16 protein-coding genes are annotated in these 19,749 nt (G+C 53.8%); 10 read left to right on the top strand and 6 right to left on the bottom strand.

Annotated elements, in window-relative coordinates; translation table 11 throughout:
- Nucleotides 1-71: 71 nt before the first annotated feature.
- On the bottom strand, nucleotides 72-950 hold the full coding sequence (gene hexR / locus ACN0V1_RS07190) for a transcriptional regulator HexR (RefSeq protein WP_417544343.1): 879 nt from the start codon (nucleotides 948-950) through the stop codon (nucleotides 72-74).
- 215 nt (nucleotides 951-1,165) lie between these two features.
- On the opposite strand from hexR, the gene zwf reads away from it, so the two are divergent.
- Genes zwf through ACN0V1_RS07175 form a run of 3 tightly spaced genes read left to right on the top strand, consistent with a single transcriptional unit; the run spans nucleotide 1,166 to nucleotide 4,027 of the window.
- Entirely contained in the window at nucleotides 1,166-2,641 is a 1,476-nt protein-coding gene (gene zwf / locus ACN0V1_RS07185; RefSeq protein WP_417544342.1) for a glucose-6-phosphate dehydrogenase, read from the top strand.
- Entirely contained in the window at nucleotides 2,628-3,347 is a 720-nt protein-coding gene (pgl, locus tag ACN0V1_RS07180; RefSeq protein WP_417544341.1) for a 6-phosphogluconolactonase, read from the top strand. The genes zwf and pgl overlap by 14 nt, the downstream gene beginning before the upstream one ends.
- Nucleotides 3,348-3,376: 29 nt before the next feature.
- Entirely contained in the window at nucleotides 3,377-4,027 is a 651-nt protein-coding gene (locus ACN0V1_RS07175; RefSeq protein ID WP_417544340.1) for a bifunctional 4-hydroxy-2-oxoglutarate aldolase/2-dehydro-3-deoxy-phosphogluconate aldolase, read from the top strand.
- Here the strand turns inward: ACN0V1_RS07175 and pyk are convergent.
- Together pyk and gap are read right to left on the bottom strand one after the other, a co-directional pair.
- Nucleotides 4,020-5,468: a pyruvate kinase gene (pyk, locus tag ACN0V1_RS07170; protein ID WP_417544339.1), complete on the bottom strand. Its 1,449-nt coding sequence runs from the start codon at nucleotides 5,466-5,468 to the stop codon at nucleotides 4,020-4,022. The two genes, ACN0V1_RS07175 and pyk, sit on opposite strands and share 8 nt — an antisense overlap.
- Before the next feature lie 68 nt (nucleotides 5,469-5,536).
- A complete protein-coding gene (gene gap, locus ACN0V1_RS07165; RefSeq protein ID WP_417544338.1) occupies nucleotides 5,537-6,541 on the bottom strand; it encodes a type I glyceraldehyde-3-phosphate dehydrogenase in 1,005 nt (334 codons plus the stop codon).
- A gap of 174 nt (nucleotides 6,542-6,715) precedes the next feature.
- On the opposite strand from gap, the gene edd reads away from it, so the two are divergent.
- Together edd and ACN0V1_RS07155 are read left to right on the top strand one after the other, a co-directional pair.
- Nucleotides 6,716-8,539 carry a phosphogluconate dehydratase gene (edd, locus tag ACN0V1_RS07160; RefSeq protein WP_417544337.1) on the top strand — a complete coding sequence of 608 codons (1,824 nt, stop codon included), beginning with the start codon at nucleotides 6,716-6,718 and terminating at the stop codon, nucleotides 8,537-8,539.
- A 296-nt stretch (nucleotides 8,540-8,835) separates the two neighbouring features.
- Nucleotides 8,836-9,450: a uracil-DNA glycosylase family protein gene (locus ACN0V1_RS07155; RefSeq protein ID WP_417544336.1), complete on the top strand. Its 615-nt coding sequence runs from the start codon at nucleotides 8,836-8,838 to the stop codon at nucleotides 9,448-9,450.
- On the opposite strand, the gene glpD is transcribed toward ACN0V1_RS07155, so the two are convergent.
- Both glpD and ACN0V1_RS07145 read right to left on the bottom strand, forming a co-directional pair.
- The gene (gene glpD, locus ACN0V1_RS07150) at nucleotides 9,430-10,959 is read right to left on the bottom strand and encodes a glycerol-3-phosphate dehydrogenase (RefSeq protein ID WP_417544335.1); all 1,530 of its coding nucleotides are present in this window, start codon (nucleotides 10,957-10,959) and stop codon (nucleotides 9,430-9,432) included. The two genes, ACN0V1_RS07155 and glpD, sit on opposite strands and share 21 nt — an antisense overlap.
- A gap of 185 nt (nucleotides 10,960-11,144) precedes the next feature.
- Entirely contained in the window at nucleotides 11,145-11,903 is a 759-nt protein-coding gene (locus ACN0V1_RS07145; protein ID WP_417544334.1) for a DeoR/GlpR family transcriptional regulator, read from the bottom strand.
- Between the two features lie 209 nt (nucleotides 11,904-12,112).
- Between ACN0V1_RS07145 and glpK the strand changes: the two genes are divergently transcribed.
- Complete coding sequence (glpK, locus tag ACN0V1_RS07140) at nucleotides 12,113-13,585, top strand: glycerol kinase GlpK (RefSeq protein ID WP_417544333.1); 1,473 nt, start codon at nucleotides 12,113-12,115, stop codon at nucleotides 13,583-13,585.
- A gap of 38 nt (nucleotides 13,586-13,623) precedes the next feature.
- Here the strand turns inward: glpK and ACN0V1_RS07135 are convergent, their stop codons facing one another.
- Nucleotides 13,624-15,531 carry a sigma-54-dependent Fis family transcriptional regulator gene (locus ACN0V1_RS07135; RefSeq protein WP_417544332.1) on the bottom strand — a complete coding sequence of 636 codons (1,908 nt, stop codon included), beginning with the start codon at nucleotides 15,529-15,531 and terminating at the stop codon, nucleotides 13,624-13,626.
- 331 nt (nucleotides 15,532-15,862) lie between these two features.
- Between ACN0V1_RS07135 and ACN0V1_RS07130 the strand changes: the two genes are divergently transcribed.
- From ACN0V1_RS07130 to ACN0V1_RS07115, 4 genes are read left to right on the top strand one after another with little or no spacing between them, the layout of a single operon-like run.
- Nucleotides 15,863-16,957 (top strand): ABC transporter ATP-binding protein, encoded by a 1,095-nt coding sequence (locus ACN0V1_RS07130; RefSeq protein ID WP_417544331.1) that lies wholly within the window; start codon nucleotides 15,863-15,865, stop codon nucleotides 16,955-16,957.
- Nucleotides 16,957-18,057 (top strand): ABC transporter ATP-binding protein, encoded by a 1,101-nt coding sequence (locus tag ACN0V1_RS07125; protein ID WP_417544330.1) that lies wholly within the window; start codon nucleotides 16,957-16,959, stop codon nucleotides 18,055-18,057. The genes ACN0V1_RS07130 and ACN0V1_RS07125 overlap by 1 nt, the downstream gene beginning before the upstream one ends.
- Nucleotides 18,057-18,923 (top strand): carbohydrate ABC transporter permease, encoded by an 867-nt coding sequence (locus ACN0V1_RS07120; RefSeq protein WP_417544329.1) that lies wholly within the window; start codon nucleotides 18,057-18,059, stop codon nucleotides 18,921-18,923. The genes ACN0V1_RS07125 and ACN0V1_RS07120 overlap by 1 nt, the downstream gene beginning before the upstream one ends.
- A gap of 10 nt (nucleotides 18,924-18,933) precedes the next feature.
- The gene (locus ACN0V1_RS07115) at nucleotides 18,934-19,740 is read left to right on the top strand and encodes a carbohydrate ABC transporter permease (protein ID WP_339779708.1); all 807 of its coding nucleotides are present in this window, start codon (nucleotides 18,934-18,936) and stop codon (nucleotides 19,738-19,740) included.
- The last annotated feature ends 9 nt before the right edge of the window (nucleotides 19,741-19,749 follow it).

Raw genomic sequence — 19,749 nt, 5'->3', positions numbered from 1 at the left:
GACAGTGGAGTAACTAAAAACCCGAACAACGAGTTGTTCGGGTTTTTTTATGGCCCTAATCGGGATCGCCTTCATTCAGGGCTGGAAGGGAAGCGCGTAGGCCTCAGGCTGTCTTTGATTTTTTTGAGATGCCCCAGAAAGTCCTTGCCGCGTTTGAGCGTAACGCCGGTGGCCAGAATGTCGATAACGGTAAGGTGGATGATCCGTGACGACATGGGCATATAGACCTCTATATCTTCAGGAGCGGTAACTTCAAGAGTTGTAGTGCATACGTCTGCCAACGGAGACCCCGGGGTTGTGATGCCAATGACGGTCGCACCGTTGTCCCGGGCAATCCGGGCAATGTCGACGGTTTCCCTGGTGCGCCCGGTATAGGAAATCAGAACGATGACATCACCGACACTGGCGCCCGCGGCTACCATGCGCTGCATAAGGGCGTCGTCATAAGACATGACGGGAATATTAAAGCGGAAGAACTTGTGTTGCGCATCAAGCGCGACAGAAGCAGAGCCTCCCATACCAAAAAAATTGATTTGTCTGGCCTGGATCAGGTAATCAATGGCGATTGCCAATGCTCGAGGATCCAGTGCCTGGCGAGCCTTGTCGAGGTTGGCAATGGTGCTCAGCATGATTTTGTCGGCAAATTCTGCAACCGTATCGTCAGGCTCTATGTCCTGGCCAATATAGGGTGTGCCTGTGGCGATGCTCTGTGCGAGACGGATTTTGAAATCAGGAAAACCTGTGGCAGAGAAGCCCCGGCAAAAACGGTTAACCGTAGGCTCACTGACGTTTGATGCCCGGGCCAAGGCTGCAATACTGTAACGGGTCGCTGCGCTGGGGTCCCGCAGGATCGCCTCAGCTACTTTGCGTTCCGATTTATTCAGAGTGTCCAGCCGGGACTGGATGTCTGCCAGTAAGTTCTCGTCACGATGTGTCTGGTTTACAGCCATCAAAGCTACTCCCTGTATCCTTGTCAGGATAGTTGTTCAAAGCAGGCTGATTATACCGGGATTTAAAAGGGTTTTGGGTAGTAAACGTATCAATTGCCCGATAGTGTCCTTGGAATTATCCGGAAGTACTGTCATTATTTGGATAAAATTACTACATTCAAGCGTGAAAACAGGTCCGTTTTTCTTTGGTCTGATTCTCCGGAGAGACATACCCGATGGTCGACAGGATCACTAACCGTTGCGACATTATGCTGTTCGGGGCGCTGGGCGATCTCGCTCAGCGCAAACTGTTCCCCGCTTTTTACCAGCTGGAGAGAGCCGATCTGTTGGCGGATGACAGCAGGATACTGGCACTTGCCCGCCAGGATATCGATACTGCAATTTTTCGCAAACAGTTACTTGAAAGGCTGGAGCTGTGCGTGAAGCCCGAAGAGTTTGATCGTTCCGTGGCCGAAGCTTTTGTGCAGAGGTTTGAGTATCAGATTCTGGATTTCCAGGACCAGGAAGCGTTCAGGGTGCTAAACACCTGGCGCGATGAAAGAACCAATGAGTTAATCGTTTACATGGCAAGCCCGCCGGCCATGTACGGCGTTATCGCCCGTAACCTCCGTTCCGCCAGTTGCTGTACCGAAAAGACGCGGGTTGTTGTTGAAAAGCCTATTGGCCATGACCTTGAATCCTCGCGGGTGATCAACGATGAACTTGGCGAAGTTTACAGGGAAAGCCAGCTTTTCCGGATCGATCACTACCTGGGTAAGGAAACCGTCCAGAATCTCATCGCACTGCGCTTTGCCAACAATCTCTTTGCATCCCAGTGGGATCAGAATCATATATCCCATGTGGAAATAACCGTGGCCGAGAGTGTGGGAATAGAAGGCCGTTGGGGTTATTTTGACAAGGCAGGTCAGATCCGGGACATGATTCAGAATCACATGCTGCAGCTGTTATGCCTGATTGCCATGGACCCGCCATCAGACCTTTCTGCCGACAGTATCCGCGATGAAAAGGTCAAAGTGCTGAAAGCGTTGCGAGCAATCACGCCCGACATGATGGAAAGCTACGTCGTTCGTGGGCAGTACACTGCAGGTACCAGCACCGGGAAGCCGGTTCCCGGATACCTGGAAGAAGAGGGCGCTAACAAAAGAAGTGAAACAGAAACCTTCGTTGCACTGAAAGTGGAAATCGACAACTGGCGCTGGTCCGGCGTGCCGTTTTATATTCGCACGGGTAAACGCCTTCCGGAAAAGTTGTCCCAGATTATCATCCACTTCAAACCGGCTCCCCACTACATTTTTGATCCTGACCAGAGGCACCTGGCGAACAATAAGTTGATCATCCGATTGCAGCCGGATGAAGGCATGTCGCTTAAAATACTGACCAAAGACCAGGGCCTGCACAAAGGCATGCGGTTGCGACAGGGGCCTCTCGAATTGACGTTTTCCGAGACCTTCGAAGCCGAGCGTATTCCTGATGCTTATGAGCGTCTCCTTTGGGAGATCATGAAAGGTAACCAGTACCTGTTTGTACGCCGCGACGAGGTAGAGCATGCCTGGCGCTGGGTTGATCAGGTTATCCGAAACTGGACCGACGGTGGCGATCCACCCAAGCGATATGCGGCAGGCACTTGGGGGCCGGTGGCATCCATTGCCATGATCACCCGTGATGGAAGGAGCTGGTATGAGGACGCCTGAAATGGACTTGCCGCCTGGCATAGAAGCACACTTTGGCGCCTCGGCTCAGCAGGTGGCGTTGGACCTTGCCGGTACTGTTGCGACCTTCCTCGAAGGCAGGCTTCTGAAAGCTGAGCGCGTAAGCCTTGCAGTTTCAGGTGGCTCTACGCCTGTGCCATTTTTCCATGCTTTATCCCTCAAGCAGCTGGACTGGGGCAGGGTAGATGTTTTACTTGCAGATGAGCGCTGGGTGGGTGAAACCGATTTGGCCAGCAACACCAGACTCGTGAAAGAAAATCTGCTCCGGAATAATGCCGCAGCTGCCCGCTACTTTTCCCTGAAGCAGAAAGGTAGTACTCCCGAAGAAGGTCTGGATGCTGTCAAAAAGGAGCTTGCAACGCTAACACTCCCCCTGGACGTGCTGATTCTGGGCATGGGTAATGATGGCCACACCGCGTCTCTGTTCCCGGACGCCCCGGAACTCGCTCACGCTATGGACGCACAAAGCCGGAACCTTGTTGCCGCTATGACACCGCCATCGCAAGAACAACAGCGCATCACGCTGACATATGCCTTGATGCACGGTGCACGCTTTACCGCATTGCACCTGAAGGGCAATGATAAGCTGGCCACATTGAAACTTGCTTTAAGCCAGCCGGACGAGCTTTTCGTTATGCCGGTGCGCGGATTCCTGAAACCTGGCTTACAGGTTTTCTGGAGTCCCTGAGCCTCTTTAAACCCCGTGTGGAGAACATCATGAGCCAAGTATCCGGTTTTCATCGCGAACGCATCAGATCGGTTCTGAGCTCGTCATTGTTGATGCCTGTTATCACCATAGATCACCCGGCCGATGCTGTGCCACTTTGCCAGGCGCTCTTCGATGGGGGGATTAGCGTGATGGAAATAACCCTGCGAACGGAGCATGGGCTCAAAGCGATCAAAAACGTGCGCAAAGCCCTCCCACAAGCCTGGGTCGGCGCGGGAACGGTGACTTGCCTTTCCCAGTACCGCCAGGCAGAAGATGCGGGCGCCCAGTTCATCGTCACACCGGGGGTCACTGAAGCGCTTCTCGACTTCGCTTTAACCTCCGAAGCGCCGCTTCTGCCGGGCGTTTCGACAGCTTCCGAGCTAATGCTGGGTTACGGCCTTGGTTATCGTGAGTTCAAGTTTTTCCCTGCAGAAGTGGCGGGTGGAATCGCGGCGCTAAAAGCCTTGAGTGGCCCTTTTCCGGATGCAATCTTCTGCCCGACCGGGGGCATACGCCGGGATACGGCCAGGGAATACCTGGCCTTGAGCAACGTGCAAACGGTAGGGGGTAGCTGGCTGACGCCAGCAGAGATTATTGCAAAAAAAGACTGGGCGCAGATCACCGAAATTGCCCGTGGAAGTCTCTCTGACGTTAGCTGATGTCAGAGCCTACCCGCACTATCTTCATGGTGTTGGTTCCGCCTTGAGCGTTGATGTAATCGCCCTTGGTTATCACCACCAGGTCGCCTTCGGCCACCACCTTCCGGTTAACCAGCTCAGATATGGCTAACGCATTGGTTCGCTCATTCGGAATCTTTGCAGAATCAAACGGAACCGTCTGGACGCCGCGGTACATCACGACCCGGTGCTGTGTGGAATGATGCCGGGAATAGGCAAAGATCGGCAGGCTGGACTTGATGCGGGACATCAGCCTCGGCGTCGCCCCTGTCTCCGTCATGCAGATAATCGCTGACACACCTTTCAGGTGATTAGCTGCATACATCGCAGAGAGCGCAACAGCCTCATCGACTTGCTCCATGCTTTCGTGAATCCGGTGCTGCGACTGGTGCATTGTTGGATGCTTTTCCGCGCCTAAACATATACGCACCATCGCCTCTACCGCTTCAACCGGATAGTCGCCTACTGCTGTTTCGGCGGACAACATAACGGCATCTGTGTAGTCCATGACGGCGTTTGCCACATCAGATACTTCGGCGCGTGTAGGCATGGGGCTGGTAATCATCGATTCCATCATCTGGGTAGCTGTAATCACAGCACGATCGAGCACCCTGGCGCGTGAAATGATGTGTTTCTGAACGCCTACAAGCTCCGCATCGCCAATCTCGACGGCGAGGTCCCCACGAGCAACCATCACCGCATCGGAAGCCTCAATCACAGCGTCCAGGGCTTCCATGTTGTGCGCCAGCTCCGCACGCTCGATTTTCGCAACCAGGCCAGCATCAGAGCCGGCTTCCTTGAGCAAGCGGCGAGCCGTGTGCATATCCTCAGCGGTGCGAACAAAAGAAACAGCAACGTAATCGGCTCCAAGGCGGGCGGCCGTCACAATATCCTGCTTGTCTTTTTCGGTAAGCGCGTCGGCAGACAGGCCGCCACCACGCTTGTTCAGCCCCTTGTTGTTAGACAGCGGCCCACCGATCAAAACCAGCGATGTAATGCTGTGATCGTCAACAGACTGTACTTTCATTTCGATGCGGCCATCGTCCAGCACCAGAATGTCACCCGGCTTTACATCGTCAATCAGCTGCTCATAGTCGATGCCCACACGCTCCTGCGTGCCCGCTTCTTTGTCCATTGAAGCATCCAGAACGAAGGTTCGGCCTGCGCTCAGGATGACCTTGTTCTCGGCAAAGCGGGCGATGCGAAGTTTAGGGCCCTGAAGGTCGGCAAGCAGGGCAACAAAGCGCCCTTGTGCTGCTGCCGTTTGGCGCACTTGACGCGCGCGTTCAATGTGTTCATCGGCGCTGCCGTGGGAAAAGTTGAGCCGGGTAACGTCAACGCCTGCGGCTATGATGGCAGCCAACGATTCAGGTGAGTCCGTGGCGGGGCCTAGGGTGGCGACAATCTTGGTACGCCTGAGCATATTTCGTGTCCTATGGTTGTTCGGGTTAGTCTCGTGAAAGTTTGCGAGTCGTTTCGGGTCAGCCGGATTTATTGGCTGGCTCTCATCAGCGCGAGTGCATTGTCCAGCATCCGGTTCGAGAATCCCCATTCATTATCGTACCAGGACATTACCTTTACATGACGGCCCAGCACACGAGTGTGATTAGCATCAAAAATGCTGGAGAGGGGGTTGTGATTGAAGTCTACGCTGACCAGTTTTTCCAGGTTGTAGCCAAGTACAGGATTTGATTCCGCAGCGGCTTTTACCGCTGCATTGACTTCTTCCACGGATGTTTCCCGGCTCGCAATAAATCCGAAATCGACCAGTGATACGTTAATGGTCGGGACTCGAACTGCCAGCCCGTCAAGCTTTCCGTCAAGCTCGGGAATGATCTTGCCAATGGCTGCAGCAGCACCGGTCATGGTCGGGATCATCGACTGGGTTGCAGAGCGGGCGCGATAAAGATCAGAGTGGTATACATCACTTAAATTCTGATCGTTGGTGTAAGAATGTATCGTTGTCATCAGTCCGCTTTCTATACCGATGGCTTTATGCAGCGCTTCAGCAACCGGTGCAAGGCAGTTGGTTGTGCAGGACGCATTGGAAATAATCCTGTGCTTTGCCGTAAGCACATTGTGGTTAACGCCGTAAACAACCATGGTATCAGCATCCGGACTTGGTGCCGAGATAATGACTTTTCGGGCTCCGGCCCTGAGGTGAGCTTCTGCTTTGGCGCGCTTGGTAAATAATCCGGTACACTCAAAGACAACGTCAATATTCAGATCGCTCCAAGGCAAATCTTCCGGGTTGCGAATGGCGCTGATGGCAATTCGATCTCCGTTTACGCTGAGTGATTCGGCACCGTGGCTGACGTCTGCATCAAAGCGCCCGTGAACGCTGTCATACTTGAGGAGGTGGGCATTGGTTTCAGCGTCGCCCAGGTCATTGATGGCGACCACCTGAAGTTGCTCACGGTAGTTGTTTTCATAAAGTGCGCGGAGTGTGTTGCGGCCAATCCGCCCGAAACCATTGATCGCGATACGAATTGTCATATTTTGATTCCTGTGATATGGGTGTTTTTTGTTCGAATTCGATTTATAATGTAGTAAATATAACAAATTAATGCGCGAATTTGAATATTTTGGCGATCATAAGTGAAAAAAAGAATGTAAAATTACGGACTATTGATTACTTGTTGAATACTCAACAGATACTGGAGCTCGATTATGCATCCGACTATCCACGCAGTTACTCAGCGAATTATCGATCGCAGTCGTGCGGCCAGGCAGGATTATCTCGGCCGCATGAATGAGCTGAAAGCCCGCTCGCCGCACAGGAGTTCGCTCTCCTGCGGTAATCTTGCCCACGGCTTTGCCGCCTGCAACCAGGGCGATAAAAACACCCTGAAGCTGATGAACAAAGCCAATGTGGCCATGGTGTCGGCCTACAACGACATGCTCTCGGCGCATCAGCCCTATGCCACCTTTCCGGATGTCATCCGCGAGGCTGCTCATGGCATGGGCTCTGTGGCGCAGTTTGCCGGTGGCACGCCCGCCATGTGTGACGGTGTAACTCAAGGCCAGCCGGGAATGGAGCTCGGTCTGTTTTCACGGGATACCATTGCGATGAGTACAGCGATAGCCCTGAGCCACAACATGTTTGATGCCACGCTGTTGTTGGGCATCTGCGACAAGATCGTTCCGGGGCTGCTGATCGGTGCGCTCAGTTTCGGATACTTGCCAACCGTCCTGATACCCGCAGGCCCTATGCCATCGGGTCTGCCGAACAAGGAGAAACAGCGCATACGTCAGCTTTATGCAGAGGGGAAGGTTGGCAAAGACGAGCTCCTGGACGCTGAGAGCAAGTCCTATCACAGCCCGGGGACCTGCACCTTCTACGGTACGGCCAACAGCAATCAGCTGTTGGTGGAGGTCATGGGGCTGCATTTGCCGGGCGCCGCCTTTGTGCACCCCAATACCCCCTTACGTGATCAGTTGACTCGCGCAGCAACTGAACAGGTTATCCGGCTATCCAGGCCTCACAATGGCGAGCTTGGTCTGGGTGACATGGTTGATGAAAAAAGCATTGTTAACGCATTAGTGGCGCTTCTGGTAACCGGAGGCTCCACCAATCACACCTTGCACTGGGTTGCTATCGCCCGGGCGGCAGGCATTATCATTGATTGGAATGACTATGCTGAGCTTTCATCAGCTGTTCCTTCCATGACTCGCATTTACCCCAATGGCGAGGAAGATGTGAATGCCTTTCACGAAGCCGGTGGCACGCCGTTCCTCATTCGTGAACTGCTTGAGGCAGGCTATCTGCATAATGATGTGGAGACCGTTGTCGGACATGGCCTTGAGCGTTACACCCGCATGCCCGAATTGGAGGGGGAAAAGCTGGTATGGCAACCCGCGCGAGAGAAAAGCCTGTATCCGGACGTATTGAGCACCGCGGCTGAGGCCTTCGCGCCCGATGGCGGGCTCAAGGTTCTGGATGGCAACCTGGGCAGAGGCGTTATCAAGGTATCTGCGGTTGCCCGTGAGCATCACAGAATTGAAGCGCCTGCGGTGGTGTTCAACGATCAGAACGAGCTGAAAGCCGCTTTCGATGCTGGCGACCTGGATAAGGATTGCATCGTGGTTGTTCGTTTTCAGGGCCCCAGGTCGAATGGCATGCCTGAACTTCACAAGCTGACCCCATATCTGGGTGTGCTCCAGGATCGGGGATTCAAGGTCGGCCTGGTTACCGATGGCAGGATGTCCGGCGCGTCTGGCAAGGTTCCGGCGGCGATTCACGTTTATCCGGAGGCGTTTTATGGAGGCGCACTTGCGCGAGTTCAGAATGGCGATCTGATACGCCTGGATGCTGATAAGGGCGTCTTGTCGATTGTTGGAGATGAGGTAGAATTTGCGGCGCGAGAGCCGGCGAGGCCGGATCTGTCCGGGTATCACAAGGGCTATGGCAGAGAGCTATTCGGCTGGATGCGACGTGTGGTCAGCACGCCCGAGGAGGGCGCCAGTGTCTTTGGCGATCAACCGCCCGGGTAAGGGTGGCTGATCGTCCGCAGCTTTGTCACAGATAATGGATCAGATCCTGCTGGTCAAACCGATACTGGCGGTTGTACACACCGTTTTCACCACGTCGCCCCGCGGCTGCGAACAACCTTGCGGAACTCTTCAACATCAATCTCGGGAAGAGGGAGAGGGCCTGCTTTTGCGTTCATGATTAATCCCTGAATAGGCCGCGGTATCAAAGTACGATGACGACTTGCCGCATGGTTTTTTTGAGCTATATGGTTACGAGGAAATGCTTTTAATGCAATCGCCGGGATGACGATGAGCTAATGAAGGACACTCTTGCGCAGCTGCCTTTTGATGAACTGGTCCGCCAGGTACGCGCCTGCACGATTTGTGCGGATGCCTTGCCCCTGGGGCCGCGCCCGGTTGTGCAGTTGTCACAGTCGTCGCGAATTCTGGTGGTGGGCCAAGCTCCGGGTAGGCGTGTACATGAAACGGGATTGCCGTTCAACGACCCCAGTGGCGACCGTCTCCGGCAGTGGATGGGAATAACGCGTGAGGTATTTTACGATGACCGCAAACTGGCCATTCTTCCCATGGGTTTCTGTTATCCCGGTACGGGTAAGTCCGGTGATTTGCCGCCCCGGCCGGAGTGCGCGCCCGCTTGGCGCAACGCGTTACTCGAGCGTTTACCTGATATCGGGCTTACGCTGGTTATCGGCCAGTATGCTCACGCCTGGCACCTGAAGGACCGGGAAAAATCTGTCACCGACAATGTCAGAAACTGGCAGCGATATTGGCCAGAGGTTCTGCCAATGCCCCATCCCAGCCCGCGGAACAACCTTTGGTTGCGCCGGAACCCCTGGTTTGAAGAGCAGGTAATTCCGGAACTTCAGAAGCGGATAGCTGGTCTATTGGCATCAGACACGTTGGTGGAGTAGAGGCCCGGGAATGGCTGCGGTGATTTTATCCGCCAGATAGAAATCGAGTGACTCGGTACCGTTGGCAGATGCATGAAGCCCTTGTTTGGTCCGGCGCCACAGGATGTCCTCGGAAGTCATGGCCCACTCGTTTTTCACAAGGTGCTGAACCTCTTTTTCGAACAGGGTGCCTGCGAAATGCTGACCAAGGTCATCCACCGAGGTGCAGCCATGCAGAATATCGCGGGACGTCGTACCGTAAGTCCGCACATAGCGGGTAAGGATGGCCTCGGGTAGCCACGGAAACTCTTGTTTGAGCGCTGCGGCAAGGTTTTGCTGGTTGTCAAAATCGCCGCCGGGCAGAACCGCTGTTTTTGTCCAGCGCCCACTGGCGTCCGGAAAGAATTGGCACAGTTTGTCCGTAGCGGCCTCTGCCAGTTTCCGATAAGTGGTGATCTTGCCTCCAAACACTGAAATCAGAGGCGCCTGGCCCTTCTCCTGGTTGACTTCAAACGAGTAATCACGAGACGCCTTCTGTGCGTTTTCTTCTTCGCCATCCATGAGGGGCCTGACACCGGAGTAAGACCACACTACATCAGACGGTTTCAACTGCCGAACGAAGTGCGCATTGACGATGTTTAGCAAATATTCCGTTTCTTCCGGCGATATCTTTGCTTTTCTCGGATCGCCTTCGTATTCAACGTCTGTTGTGCCTACCAGAGAGAACTGATCTTCATAGGGGATCACAAATACAATGCGCTCGTCTTCATTCTGCAGAATATAGGCTTCCTCCTCCTGATTGAGCCGTGGCACGACAATGTGGCTGCCTTTGACCATTCGAATCAACCTGGGCGCCGGCATGGAGAGTGTTTCACTAAACAGCTTACTCACCCACGGACCTGACGCATTAACAATCACCTTGGCTGAAATGGTTTTCTCGCCATCGCTCGACATGTCGCGAAGGGTGATTTTCCAATCCTTCGGTCCGCGCTCGGCTTTGACGCACTTCGTTCTGGTCAGGATTGTAGCGCCGGACTGCTGTGCTTTTTTGGCCGTGAGGATTACGAGCCTGGCGTCGTCAACCCAGCCGTCGGAGTACTCGAAACCTTTGGTGATATCGGGTTTTAGTGGGCCTGATGCGTCAAAGCGGATGGAGCGGGAGCCCGGCAGAACTTCACGCTTGGCCAGGTGATCATAAAGAAACAGCCCAGTGCGTATCATCCAGGCAGGTCTCAAGTGCGGCCGGTGCGGAAGGCGAAAGCGCATTGGCCACATGATGTGTGGTGAGTTTCTGAGAAGGGATTCACGTTCAGCGAGCGCTTTCTGGACCAGCCGGAACTCGTAATGCTCAAGGTAGCGCAGCCCGCCATGAATGAGCTTACTGCTGTTTGAAGAGGTAGCAGAGGCCAGGTCATTCATTTCACAGAGCAACACCCTGAGACCTCGCCCGGCTGCATCCATCGCTATTCCGGTTCCATTGACACCGCCGCCAACGACGACAACGTCATACTGCTCGTGGTCCATAGTCATTGTTGGTTATCTCCTGATGCCATGGGAAAAGACGCTTTTCCCTGAGTAAGCTTTCCGGCGCGCAAACGCGCAATATGACTATTATGCGAAAGACAAGAATATTCGTAAAGGAAAATATAGAAAATAAACGAAAATGTCTGAGCGGTCCGATTTGACCGAATGCCCGGGCGTTTTCGGGGAGGTCGTCAGACGAGGTGGAGGTTGATGCTGTATTCGTTCAGAAGTTTAGAGATCTCGGCCGGTGGTTGCTGATCAGTAAACACATGGTGTGCCTGGGTAATGCTGCCCAGTCTTACCATTGCGTTGCGGCCGAATTTTGAATGGTCAGCGGCGAGCAATACCTGGCTGGAATTGGCAATAATCGCCTGTGCCACACGGACTTCGCGGTAGTCGAAGTCAAGCAGAGAGCCGTCCGTATGGATCCCACTGATGCCGATGATGCCAAAGTCCATTTTGAATTGATTGATAAAATCGCGCGTGGCTTCGCCTACAATGCCGCCATCGCGGCTCCGCACTTCTCCACCGGCGATGATCACGTGGAAGTCTTCTTTTGCGGAGAGGATGGAGGCGACATGCAGATTGTTGGTCACAATCTGCAAATTGTTTTTTTCGAGCAGCGCTTTGGCGATGGTTTCGGTGGTGGTGCCGATGTTGATGAACATTGAAGAGTTATCCGGGATCAACTTGACCATGGCTTCGGCGATGCGCTCTTTGGCTTCCAGATCCATGATCTTTCTGGCCTGGTAGGCCGTGTTTACCGTGCTTGAGTCAATACCGGCTCCGCCGTGGTGCCGGCGGAGCTTTTTATCTTTTGCAAGCTCATTCAGATCCCTGCGAATTGTCTGGGGCGTAACTCTGAACTGGTCGACAAGCTGCTCGGTCGTTACAAAACCGTTCTGCTGGATCAGTTCCATGATCAGATCCTGCCGCCGCCGCTGTGCCATTCCAAAACCCTCCGACCCGTGGTTGTTCTTATGCGAAATAATGAGTGTCCGTAAACACGGTGCAAATAAAGTTTAATCTTTTTGAGCATTTTATACAGCCTATTGAGTGAGTTGCCTCCTGATTGGTTGGCGTTGTTCTCGAAACATCTTGGCATTCATGTTCAAAAGAGCAAAAATGCGAACAAATAAGAAAGCGGGGGAGACGCTATATGAGCCAGTACTTACTTTCCATTGATCAGGGGACAACGAGTTCCCGGGCCATGCTCTTTGATCTCAAAGGCAATATACACGCAGTGCGGCAGCAGGAGTTTCCCCAGCACTTTCCAGACAGTGGTTGGGTGGAGCACGACCCTGACGATATCTGGTCGTCTGTGAAGCAGACTTGCGACGCGGTGATGGCGGAAGAGTGCGCAGATGATGACGAAGTGATTGCTGTCGGCATCACCAACCAGCGGGAAACCACCATTGTCTGGGACAGGGTCAGCGGCAAGCCGGTTTATAATGCGATCGTCTGGCAGGATCGGCGAACAGCCTCCTATTGCAAATCACTCAAAAGTGCCAGTCATGAACCCTGGGTTCATGGCAAAACCGGATTGTTGATCGATCCTTATTTTTCGGCCACCAAAATCCGGTGGATACTGGAGAATGTGCCCGGTACCCGTGAGTGTGCCGAACGCGGAGAGCTGGCATTCGGAACGGTTGACAGCTTTCTGCTCTGGCATCTCACCGGAGGGCGGGAACACCGAACCGACGCCACCAACGCGAGCCGGACCCTGCTGTTCAATATACATACCCAGCAGTGGGATTCAGAGTTGCTGGAACTGTTCGGCATTCCCGAATCCCTGCTGCCCGAGGTGATGGACTCAGCCGACGATTTTGGAATCATCTCTGAGGGTGGTGCCCTTAACGGCGTGCCCGTGCTCGGTATAGCGGGTGACCAGCAGGCAGCCCTGTTTGGCCAGACCTGTTTCCATGTCGGGATGGCAAAGAGCACCTATGGCACGGGCTGCTTTTTGATGTTGAACACCGGTGACAAGGCTCTGAGATCGGAGCACAGACTGTTAACAACCGTTGCCTACCGCCTGAAAGGCAAGCCTACCTACGCCATGGAGGGCAGCATCTTTATCGCCGGTGCAACGATTCAATGGTTGCGCGATGGCCTCCGATTGATTCAGAACGCCTGTGATACAGAGCCATTGGCAGAAGGCACACCGATAGATCACGGCGTTTATCTTGTACCAGCCTTTACAGGCCTGGGCGCACCCTACTGGGATCCTGATGCACGCGGGGCAATTTTTGGCCTTACCCGGGATACGGGCATCAAGGAAATTGTGACTGCCGGCCTGCAGTCGGTTTGCTATCAGACCAAAGATCTGCAAAAAGCGATGGAAAAGGACGGTAGTCGCCCGATCAACTTGCGGGTTGATGGCGGAATGGTAGCGAATAACTGGGTGCTTCAGTTCCTTGCGGATATTCTTGGTGCGCGAGTGGACAGGCCATCAATTGTGGAAACAACAGCGCTCGGCGTGGCGTATCTGGCCGGGCTTCAAGCCGGCGTATACGGATCGCTGGACGAGCTCGCGAGTTTGTGGCGATGTGACCGGAGCTTCGAGCCGGTCATGACAAAAGAAAAGCGCGACCAGTTGTACGATGGCTGGATTCAGGCAGTTCATAAGCTTTGAGCAGCTCTTATGGGGTCCGCCCAACAGGGCAGAGCGGTTTAACGGACCCCCAGTTCCCGCAACCGTTTGTAAAGAGTATTTCGGCTGATAGACAGCTCTTTTGCAGCGCTTGATACGTTGCCTTTACACTGGTGGTAAACGCGAAGCGTATAGGCGAGCTTGTTGTGCTCGCCGTTTTCGGGCTGATCGCGTAGCTTGCTGGAGTTTTTCGGTGCAGCATCGAACGACTCCGCCCTTGCTGGCTTGTCAGCAAAGGCGGAGGCCGTGGCCTCAAATTCGGCAAGGAAGTCTGTCGGCAAGTGCCAGATCTGCACATCCTCGCCATCGGCAATGGCTATGGCCACCCTCAAGACGTTTACCAGTTGGCGGATGTTACCCGGCCAGGGGTGATTTTCCAGAGCTGATAGTACCCTCGGGGAAAGCGTCTCGCTCTGGGCAGGGTCCCGGTGCTGGTGGTAGATGTGTTCAATAAGGTTGCGTTTGTCGGTGCGGTTTCGGAGTGCGGGCAGTTCGATACACAGCCCGTTGATCCGATAGTAAAGGTCTGCACGGAATTGCCCGGATTCAATGCTCGATGAAGGTGAGCGGTTGGTTGCGGTGATTAGCAAAATATCGACCGGAACACTTTCTGAGGCTCCTACGGGTGTGACCACACGCTCCTGAAGTACACGAAGCAGCCGTGACTGCGCGGATAACGGCATCTCGCCAATTTCATCGAGAAACAATATGCCTTTGTGGGCCTTGCGGATCAAACCAAGGGAGCCTCGAGCCCGCGCGCCGGTAAAAGCTCCCGCCTCGTAACCAAATAATTCGGATTCCACCAGCTCCGGCGGGATGGCCGCGCAATTCACTGCAACCAGAGGCTGATCCCTGCGTTGAGTCGCTTCGTGCAGAACCTTTACCAGCACTTCCTTGCCAACGCCGGTTTCGCCGGTTATCAAAAGCGGAACGCCCCGATTGAGAACTTTCAGGCTCTGCTCGGCACAGCGACGAACCGATGCGTCACCGTACTCCAAGCTGCTAAAGCCGGATGGCGTGTTTTGTGCTGAAGGCTCCCGAATGCCCGCATCCTTATCCAAAGGCGTCTTTCGTGTTGAAGAAGGTCGCTTGAGGCGAGCGCTCAGTCTTACCTTGCTTCTGGTCGTAAGTTGTATTGCCGTGTGTTCCGGATGGCCCAGGATGTGGTTACGGTGAGTGGTAAACAGATCATCAAGCCTGGTGTCGGCGGTTTGGGTGCCCAGCAACTGATCCGCGCGCTGATTGCTGGCAACTATCTGGCCTGAATCATTACAGACGAGAATGCCGGACCAGGGGCTGTCGAAGTTGTCTGCGGTGGTGTTGAGTGTGATCTGAAAGTGATCCGACTCAAACTCCCGGTTGAGCAATCGGTTTTCTACGGACTGGGTAAGCAGTCGCACCATGCCGAGGGTGTGCGCCTGCGGCAGGTAGGCATCGCTGAACACGCTCAATACACCGGTAAGCTGCTTCCGGGCATCGAATATGGGAGCGGCGGAGCCGATGATGCTCCGGTGAAGCTTGAGAAAGTGTTCGTTTCGCTGTATCTGAATCGCTTTCCCGGCGGCAATAGCGGTCCCTATGGCGTTGGTGCCGCACTGTTGCTCCTGCCAGTTCGCGCCTTCCTGAAACCAGGGTTTGAGACGGGGCTCCGTGATGCGCGTGTCGCCCCAGCTTTTTAATACTGTGGCGTGCTGATTCGCCAGAAGGATCAGGCAGCGGCTATTGGAGAGCACGTTCCGGTAATAGGGAAGCACCTCCGCCTCGGTACTCGAAAGCAATTCGCGGTATTGGCGCTCCACGTCTTCCCGTTGCACAGCTTCGGGCGCGCGTGGAGCCGGTTCGTATTCATGGTCGAGGCCCCACGCGATGCAGCGCTTCCAGGATTTCGCAACGTCACTTCGGTTATCGAGATGTTTGTTCTTCTTCATCGGGCTGCATCTCTGTGTTCGTTCTCAGGTTTTTCGGTATTGATAATCGGAGCCGTATGTTCAGTTGAGACCGGGAAGCTGTTCAATCATCTGTGCAAACAGTGTTCACGTCAATGTTCAACTTGAGCAAAGTGTTGCTTAACGAACATTGCTATTTTCGGTTGAGAAATATGGCGAAAATTAAACCCTTTTAAAATCAACTGTGTAATGATTTTCACGTATAAGTTTCACAAAGCTGGTACAGGCCTTGCGTTTAAAGATTCCAAATAGAATTTCCGGACATTCGTTTCAGGATCCGGATGTGCTTCCATAAGAACAACAAGGAATGCTTATGTCCTTAACGCTGGAGAACCTCTCCCGCACGGTCGACGGAGTCGATTACGTACGGGATGCCAATCTCACTTTTGAGGCTGGCTCCTTCAATGTTCTGCTTGGCCGGACGTTGGCCGGTAAAACCTCAATGATGCGACTGATGGCCGGCCTCGATAAACCGTCGCAAGGCCGTCTGTTGTATAACGGCGAGGATGTTACCGGGCAAAACGTGCAGAGACGTAACATCTCGATGATCTATCAGCAGTTCATCAACTATCCCACGCTTACCGTCTACGAAAATATTGCGTCACCGCTGCGCCTGGCCAAAATGGCAGAGTCTGAAATCGATCGTCGGGTAAAAGAGACGGCGTCGATGCTGCAGATTGAACCCTTGCTCAAGCGCTATCCACTTGAGTTGTCCGGCGGCCAGCAGCAGCGTACCGCTATGGCTCGCGCGCTGGTTAAGGATGCCACCCTGGTGCTGTTTGATGAGCCGCTGGTGAATCTTGATTACAAGCTGAGGGAAGAGCTCCGGGCGGAACTCAGGGACCTGTTCCGGGAGCGCCAGTGTATTGCGGTTTACGCAACAACAGAGGCGAACGAAGCTCTGGCACTGGGTGGCACAACAACGCTTTTACATGAAGGCGGTGTGGTTCAGACCGGGCCGGTCATGGAGGTTTACCGTGCGCCGGTTAATACCCTGGCCGCGCAATTGTTCAGTGAGCCTCCAATGAACATGGTTCGCGGACGTGTGACGGACACTGAAGTTACCTTTGATGAATATTCCCACCACGCGCTGACCCAGGAACTGGAAAAGCTGACGCCCGGTGATTACTGGTTCGGCATTCGCCCCAGCCATATTGCGCTGGTTCCGGCCAACGATGACGATCTTGAGATGTCCATGGAAGTCGCTCTGAGTGAGATCAGCGGTTCTGAAACCTTCATGCACGTTGAGAACAGTCATTTCGAGATGGTGATGCAGCTCATGGGCGTTCACCAGTACCACACCGGCGCGCCGGTCAAGGTTTATCTGCCGATCAACAAACTGTTCGTCTTCGATAAGGATGAGCAATTGGTGCACACACCATCCCGGGTTGCCGGAGGAGCTGTCTGATGGCTGAAATTCAATTGAAAGCCTTGGCGCACAGTTACAGTGATACGCCAACAGGCCCGGATGACTATGCCATTCGCCAGCTAGACCATGTTTGGCACAAAGGCGGTGCCTATGCGCTGCTTGGGCCTTCGGGATGTGGCAAGAGCACCATGCTGAATATTATCTCCGGGTTGATTCAACCGTCGGAAGGGGAGGTGTTGTTTGACGGCAAGCGGGTGAACGAACTCTCTCCGCGGGACAGAAATATCGCACAGGTATTTCAGTTCCCGGTTATTTACGACTCGATGACGGTATACGAAAATCTGGCGTTCCCGCTCAAGAACAACAAGGTTCCCGCCTCCCGAATCAAGGTTCGCGTGCAGGAGATTGCAGAGGTTCTTGAGATTGAAGACAAGCTTCATAAAAAGGCCAGGAATCTGACCGCTGATGAAAAGCAGAAGGTGTCTATGGGTCGGGGGCTGGTGCGGGAAGACGTCTCGGCGATTCTGTTCGACGAGCCGCTAACCGTTATCGACCCCCAGCTTAAATGGAAGCTGCGCCGGAAACTCAAGCAGATCCATGAACAGTTTGATATCACCATGGTGTACGTCACCCACGACCAGCTTGAGGCCTCTACATTTGCCGACAGAATTGCCGTGATGTACGACGGTCAGGTTGTTCAGTTCGGTACGCCTACGGAACTCTTCGAGGCGCCCAATCATACGTTCGTTGGTTACTTTATCGGAAGCCCGGGAATGAACATTGTGGAGGTCGAGCGGTGTTCAGATGGCGTCTGTTTTGGCTCCACTGTGCTGCCACTTGAGAGCTGGCAAGTCGATATTCTCAAACGCATGACATCCGGGAACCTGAAGATTGGCATACGCCCGGAGTTCATCGAGATCTCGCCTATAGCGTCTGACGATACCTACGAGGCAAATGTCCAGGATATAGAAGATCTTGGCACCTATAAAATCGTGACGGTGCAGCTTGGCGAGCAGGAGTTGAAGGTGCGCCAGGATGAGGAATTTGAAGCCAGCATCGACAGCCCCGTACATCTTTCATTCCCGAAACAGTGGTTGATGCTGTACGTGGATGAATTCCTGGTTCAGGAGCAACAGTGATGGACAAAATCCCTGATAACCGCGCCTGGTGGCTCGTACTGCCAGTGTTTCTTCTTGTCGCCTTTTCGGCACTGATACCCCTGATGACCGTGGTTAACTACTCGGTTCAGGATATCTTCGGGCCAGGCCAGGCCTATTATGTTGGCACGGAATGGTTCAAAGAAGTTCTTGCGGATGAACGGCTTCAGGACTCACTGATCCGGCAGTTCGTGTTCTCCGGTTTTGTGTTGCTGATTCAGATTCCACTGGGTATTGGTGTGGCCCTGATGATGCCGAAATCCGGTATAAAAGGCTCCCTATGCCTTATTCTCATTGCCATTCCGTTGCTGATTCCCTGGAACGTCGTTGGCACCATCTGGCAAATTTTTGCCCGCGGTGATATCGGTTTGTTCGGCTGGGGTATCAATCAGCTAGGTATTGATTACAACTACACCGGAGACACCCTGGATGCCTGGCTGACGGTACTTCTGATGGACGTCTGGCACTGGACGCCGCTGGTTGCTCTGCTCTGTTATTCCGGTCTGCGCGCCATTCCCGAGGCATTTTATCAGGCGGCGGAAATCGACCGCGCGTCGAAATGGGCGGTATTCCGGTATATCCAGCTCCCCCGCCTGAAAAGTGTACTGATTATTGCTGTGCTGTTGCGATTCATGGACAGCTTCATGATCTATATCGAGCCGTTTGTGCTCACCGGCGGCGGCCCGGGAAGCTCCACCACGTTTCTGAGCCAGACACTGACCACCATGGCAATAGGGCAGTTCGACCTGGGGCGTGCTGCGGCATTCTCACTGATCTACTTCCTGATTGTATTGCTTATTTCCTGGTTGTTCTTCACCGCCATTACTCACGCCGACAAAGAAAAATAGGGAGAGTGAGATGAGACAGACGCGTTCCAAGAATGTCGGGATTACCCTTTTTATCCTGCTGCTTCTGACACCGGTTTACTGGTTGTTGAACATGTCGTTCAAAACCAACCAGGAAATCCTCGGGGGGCTCACGCTGTGGCCGCAAACCTTTACGTTTGATAACTACGCAGTGATCTTTACGGACCCCAGTTGGTATAACGGCTACCTCAACTCCATGTTGTATGTATCCATCAACGTGGTCATTACTCTGTCGGTTGCGTTGCCGGCGGCCTATGCGTTCAGCCGATACAAGTTTCTGGGCGACAAACACCTGTTCTTCTGGCTGCTCAGCAATCGGATGGCACCACCTGCGGTTTTCCTGCTGCCGTTCTTTCAACTGTATTCATCAATCGGCCTTTTTGACACCCACATTGCCGTTGCGCTTGCGCACTGCCTGTTCAACGTGCCTTTAGCGGTGTGGATCCTTGAGGGCTTCATGAAGGGCGTTCCACGGGAATACGATGAGATGGCCTACATTGATGGCTACAGCTTTCCAAGGTTCTTCGTGAAGGTGTTTTTGCCGATGATCCGCTCGGGTATAGGCGTGACAGCCTTCTTCGCCTTCATGTTTTCCTGGGTCGAGCTGCTTCTGGCCAGAACGCTCACTTCTGTGGATGCTCAGCCTATCGGGGCGATCATGACCCGTACCATCGGGGCCAGTGGTATTGACTGGGGTGTGCTGGCGGCCGCCGGCGTTCTGACCATTGTTCCCGGACTGCTGGTTATATGGTTTGTTCGCAACCACGTGGCCAAAGGCTTCGCTCTCGGGCGGGTATAAGGAGAATTC

Source organism: Marinobacter sp., assembly GCF_048266785.1.
In the GTDB taxonomy this organism is placed as follows: Bacteria; Pseudomonadota; Gammaproteobacteria; order Pseudomonadales; family Oleiphilaceae; genus Marinobacter.
This window is presented reverse-complemented; position numbering and strand designations above follow the sequence as displayed.

Excerpts from the sequence above, each read along its gene's own strand:
- hexR (WP_417544343.1), bottom strand. The coding sequence starts at position 950 with ATGGCTGTAAACCAGACACATCGTGACGAGAACTTACTGGCAGACATC.
- zwf (WP_417544342.1), top strand. The coding sequence starts at position 1,166 with ATGGTCGACAGGATCACTAACCGTTGCGACATTATGCTGTTCGGGGCG.
- pgl (WP_417544341.1), top strand. The coding sequence starts at position 2,628 with ATGAGGACGCCTGAAATGGACTTGCCGCCTGGCATAGAAGCACACTTT.
- ACN0V1_RS07175 (WP_417544340.1), top strand. The coding sequence starts at position 3,377 with ATGAGCCAAGTATCCGGTTTTCATCGCGAACGCATCAGATCGGTTCTG.
- pyk (WP_417544339.1), bottom strand. The coding sequence starts at position 5,468 with ATGCTCAGGCGTACCAAGATTGTCGCCACCCTAGGCCCCGCCACGGAC.
- gap (WP_417544338.1), bottom strand. The coding sequence starts at position 6,541 with ATGACAATTCGTATCGCGATCAATGGTTTCGGGCGGATTGGCCGCAAC.
- edd (WP_417544337.1), top strand. The coding sequence starts at position 6,716 with ATGCATCCGACTATCCACGCAGTTACTCAGCGAATTATCGATCGCAGT.
- ACN0V1_RS07155 (WP_417544336.1), top strand. The coding sequence starts at position 8,836 with ATGAAGGACACTCTTGCGCAGCTGCCTTTTGATGAACTGGTCCGCCAG.
- glpD (WP_417544335.1), bottom strand. The coding sequence starts at position 10,959 with ATGACTATGGACCACGAGCAGTATGACGTTGTCGTCGTTGGCGGCGGT.
- ACN0V1_RS07145 (WP_417544334.1), bottom strand. The coding sequence starts at position 11,903 with ATGGCACAGCGGCGGCGGCAGGATCTGATCATGGAACTGATCCAGCAG.
- glpK (WP_417544333.1), top strand. The coding sequence starts at position 12,113 with ATGAGCCAGTACTTACTTTCCATTGATCAGGGGACAACGAGTTCCCGG.
- ACN0V1_RS07135 (WP_417544332.1), bottom strand. The coding sequence starts at position 15,531 with ATGAAGAAGAACAAACATCTCGATAACCGAAGTGACGTTGCGAAATCC.
- ACN0V1_RS07130 (WP_417544331.1), top strand. The coding sequence starts at position 15,863 with ATGTCCTTAACGCTGGAGAACCTCTCCCGCACGGTCGACGGAGTCGAT.
- ACN0V1_RS07125 (WP_417544330.1), top strand. The coding sequence starts at position 16,957 with ATGGCTGAAATTCAATTGAAAGCCTTGGCGCACAGTTACAGTGATACG.
- ACN0V1_RS07120 (WP_417544329.1), top strand. The coding sequence starts at position 18,057 with ATGGACAAAATCCCTGATAACCGCGCCTGGTGGCTCGTACTGCCAGTG.
- ACN0V1_RS07115 (WP_339779708.1), top strand. The coding sequence starts at position 18,934 with ATGAGACAGACGCGTTCCAAGAATGTCGGGATTACCCTTTTTATCCTG.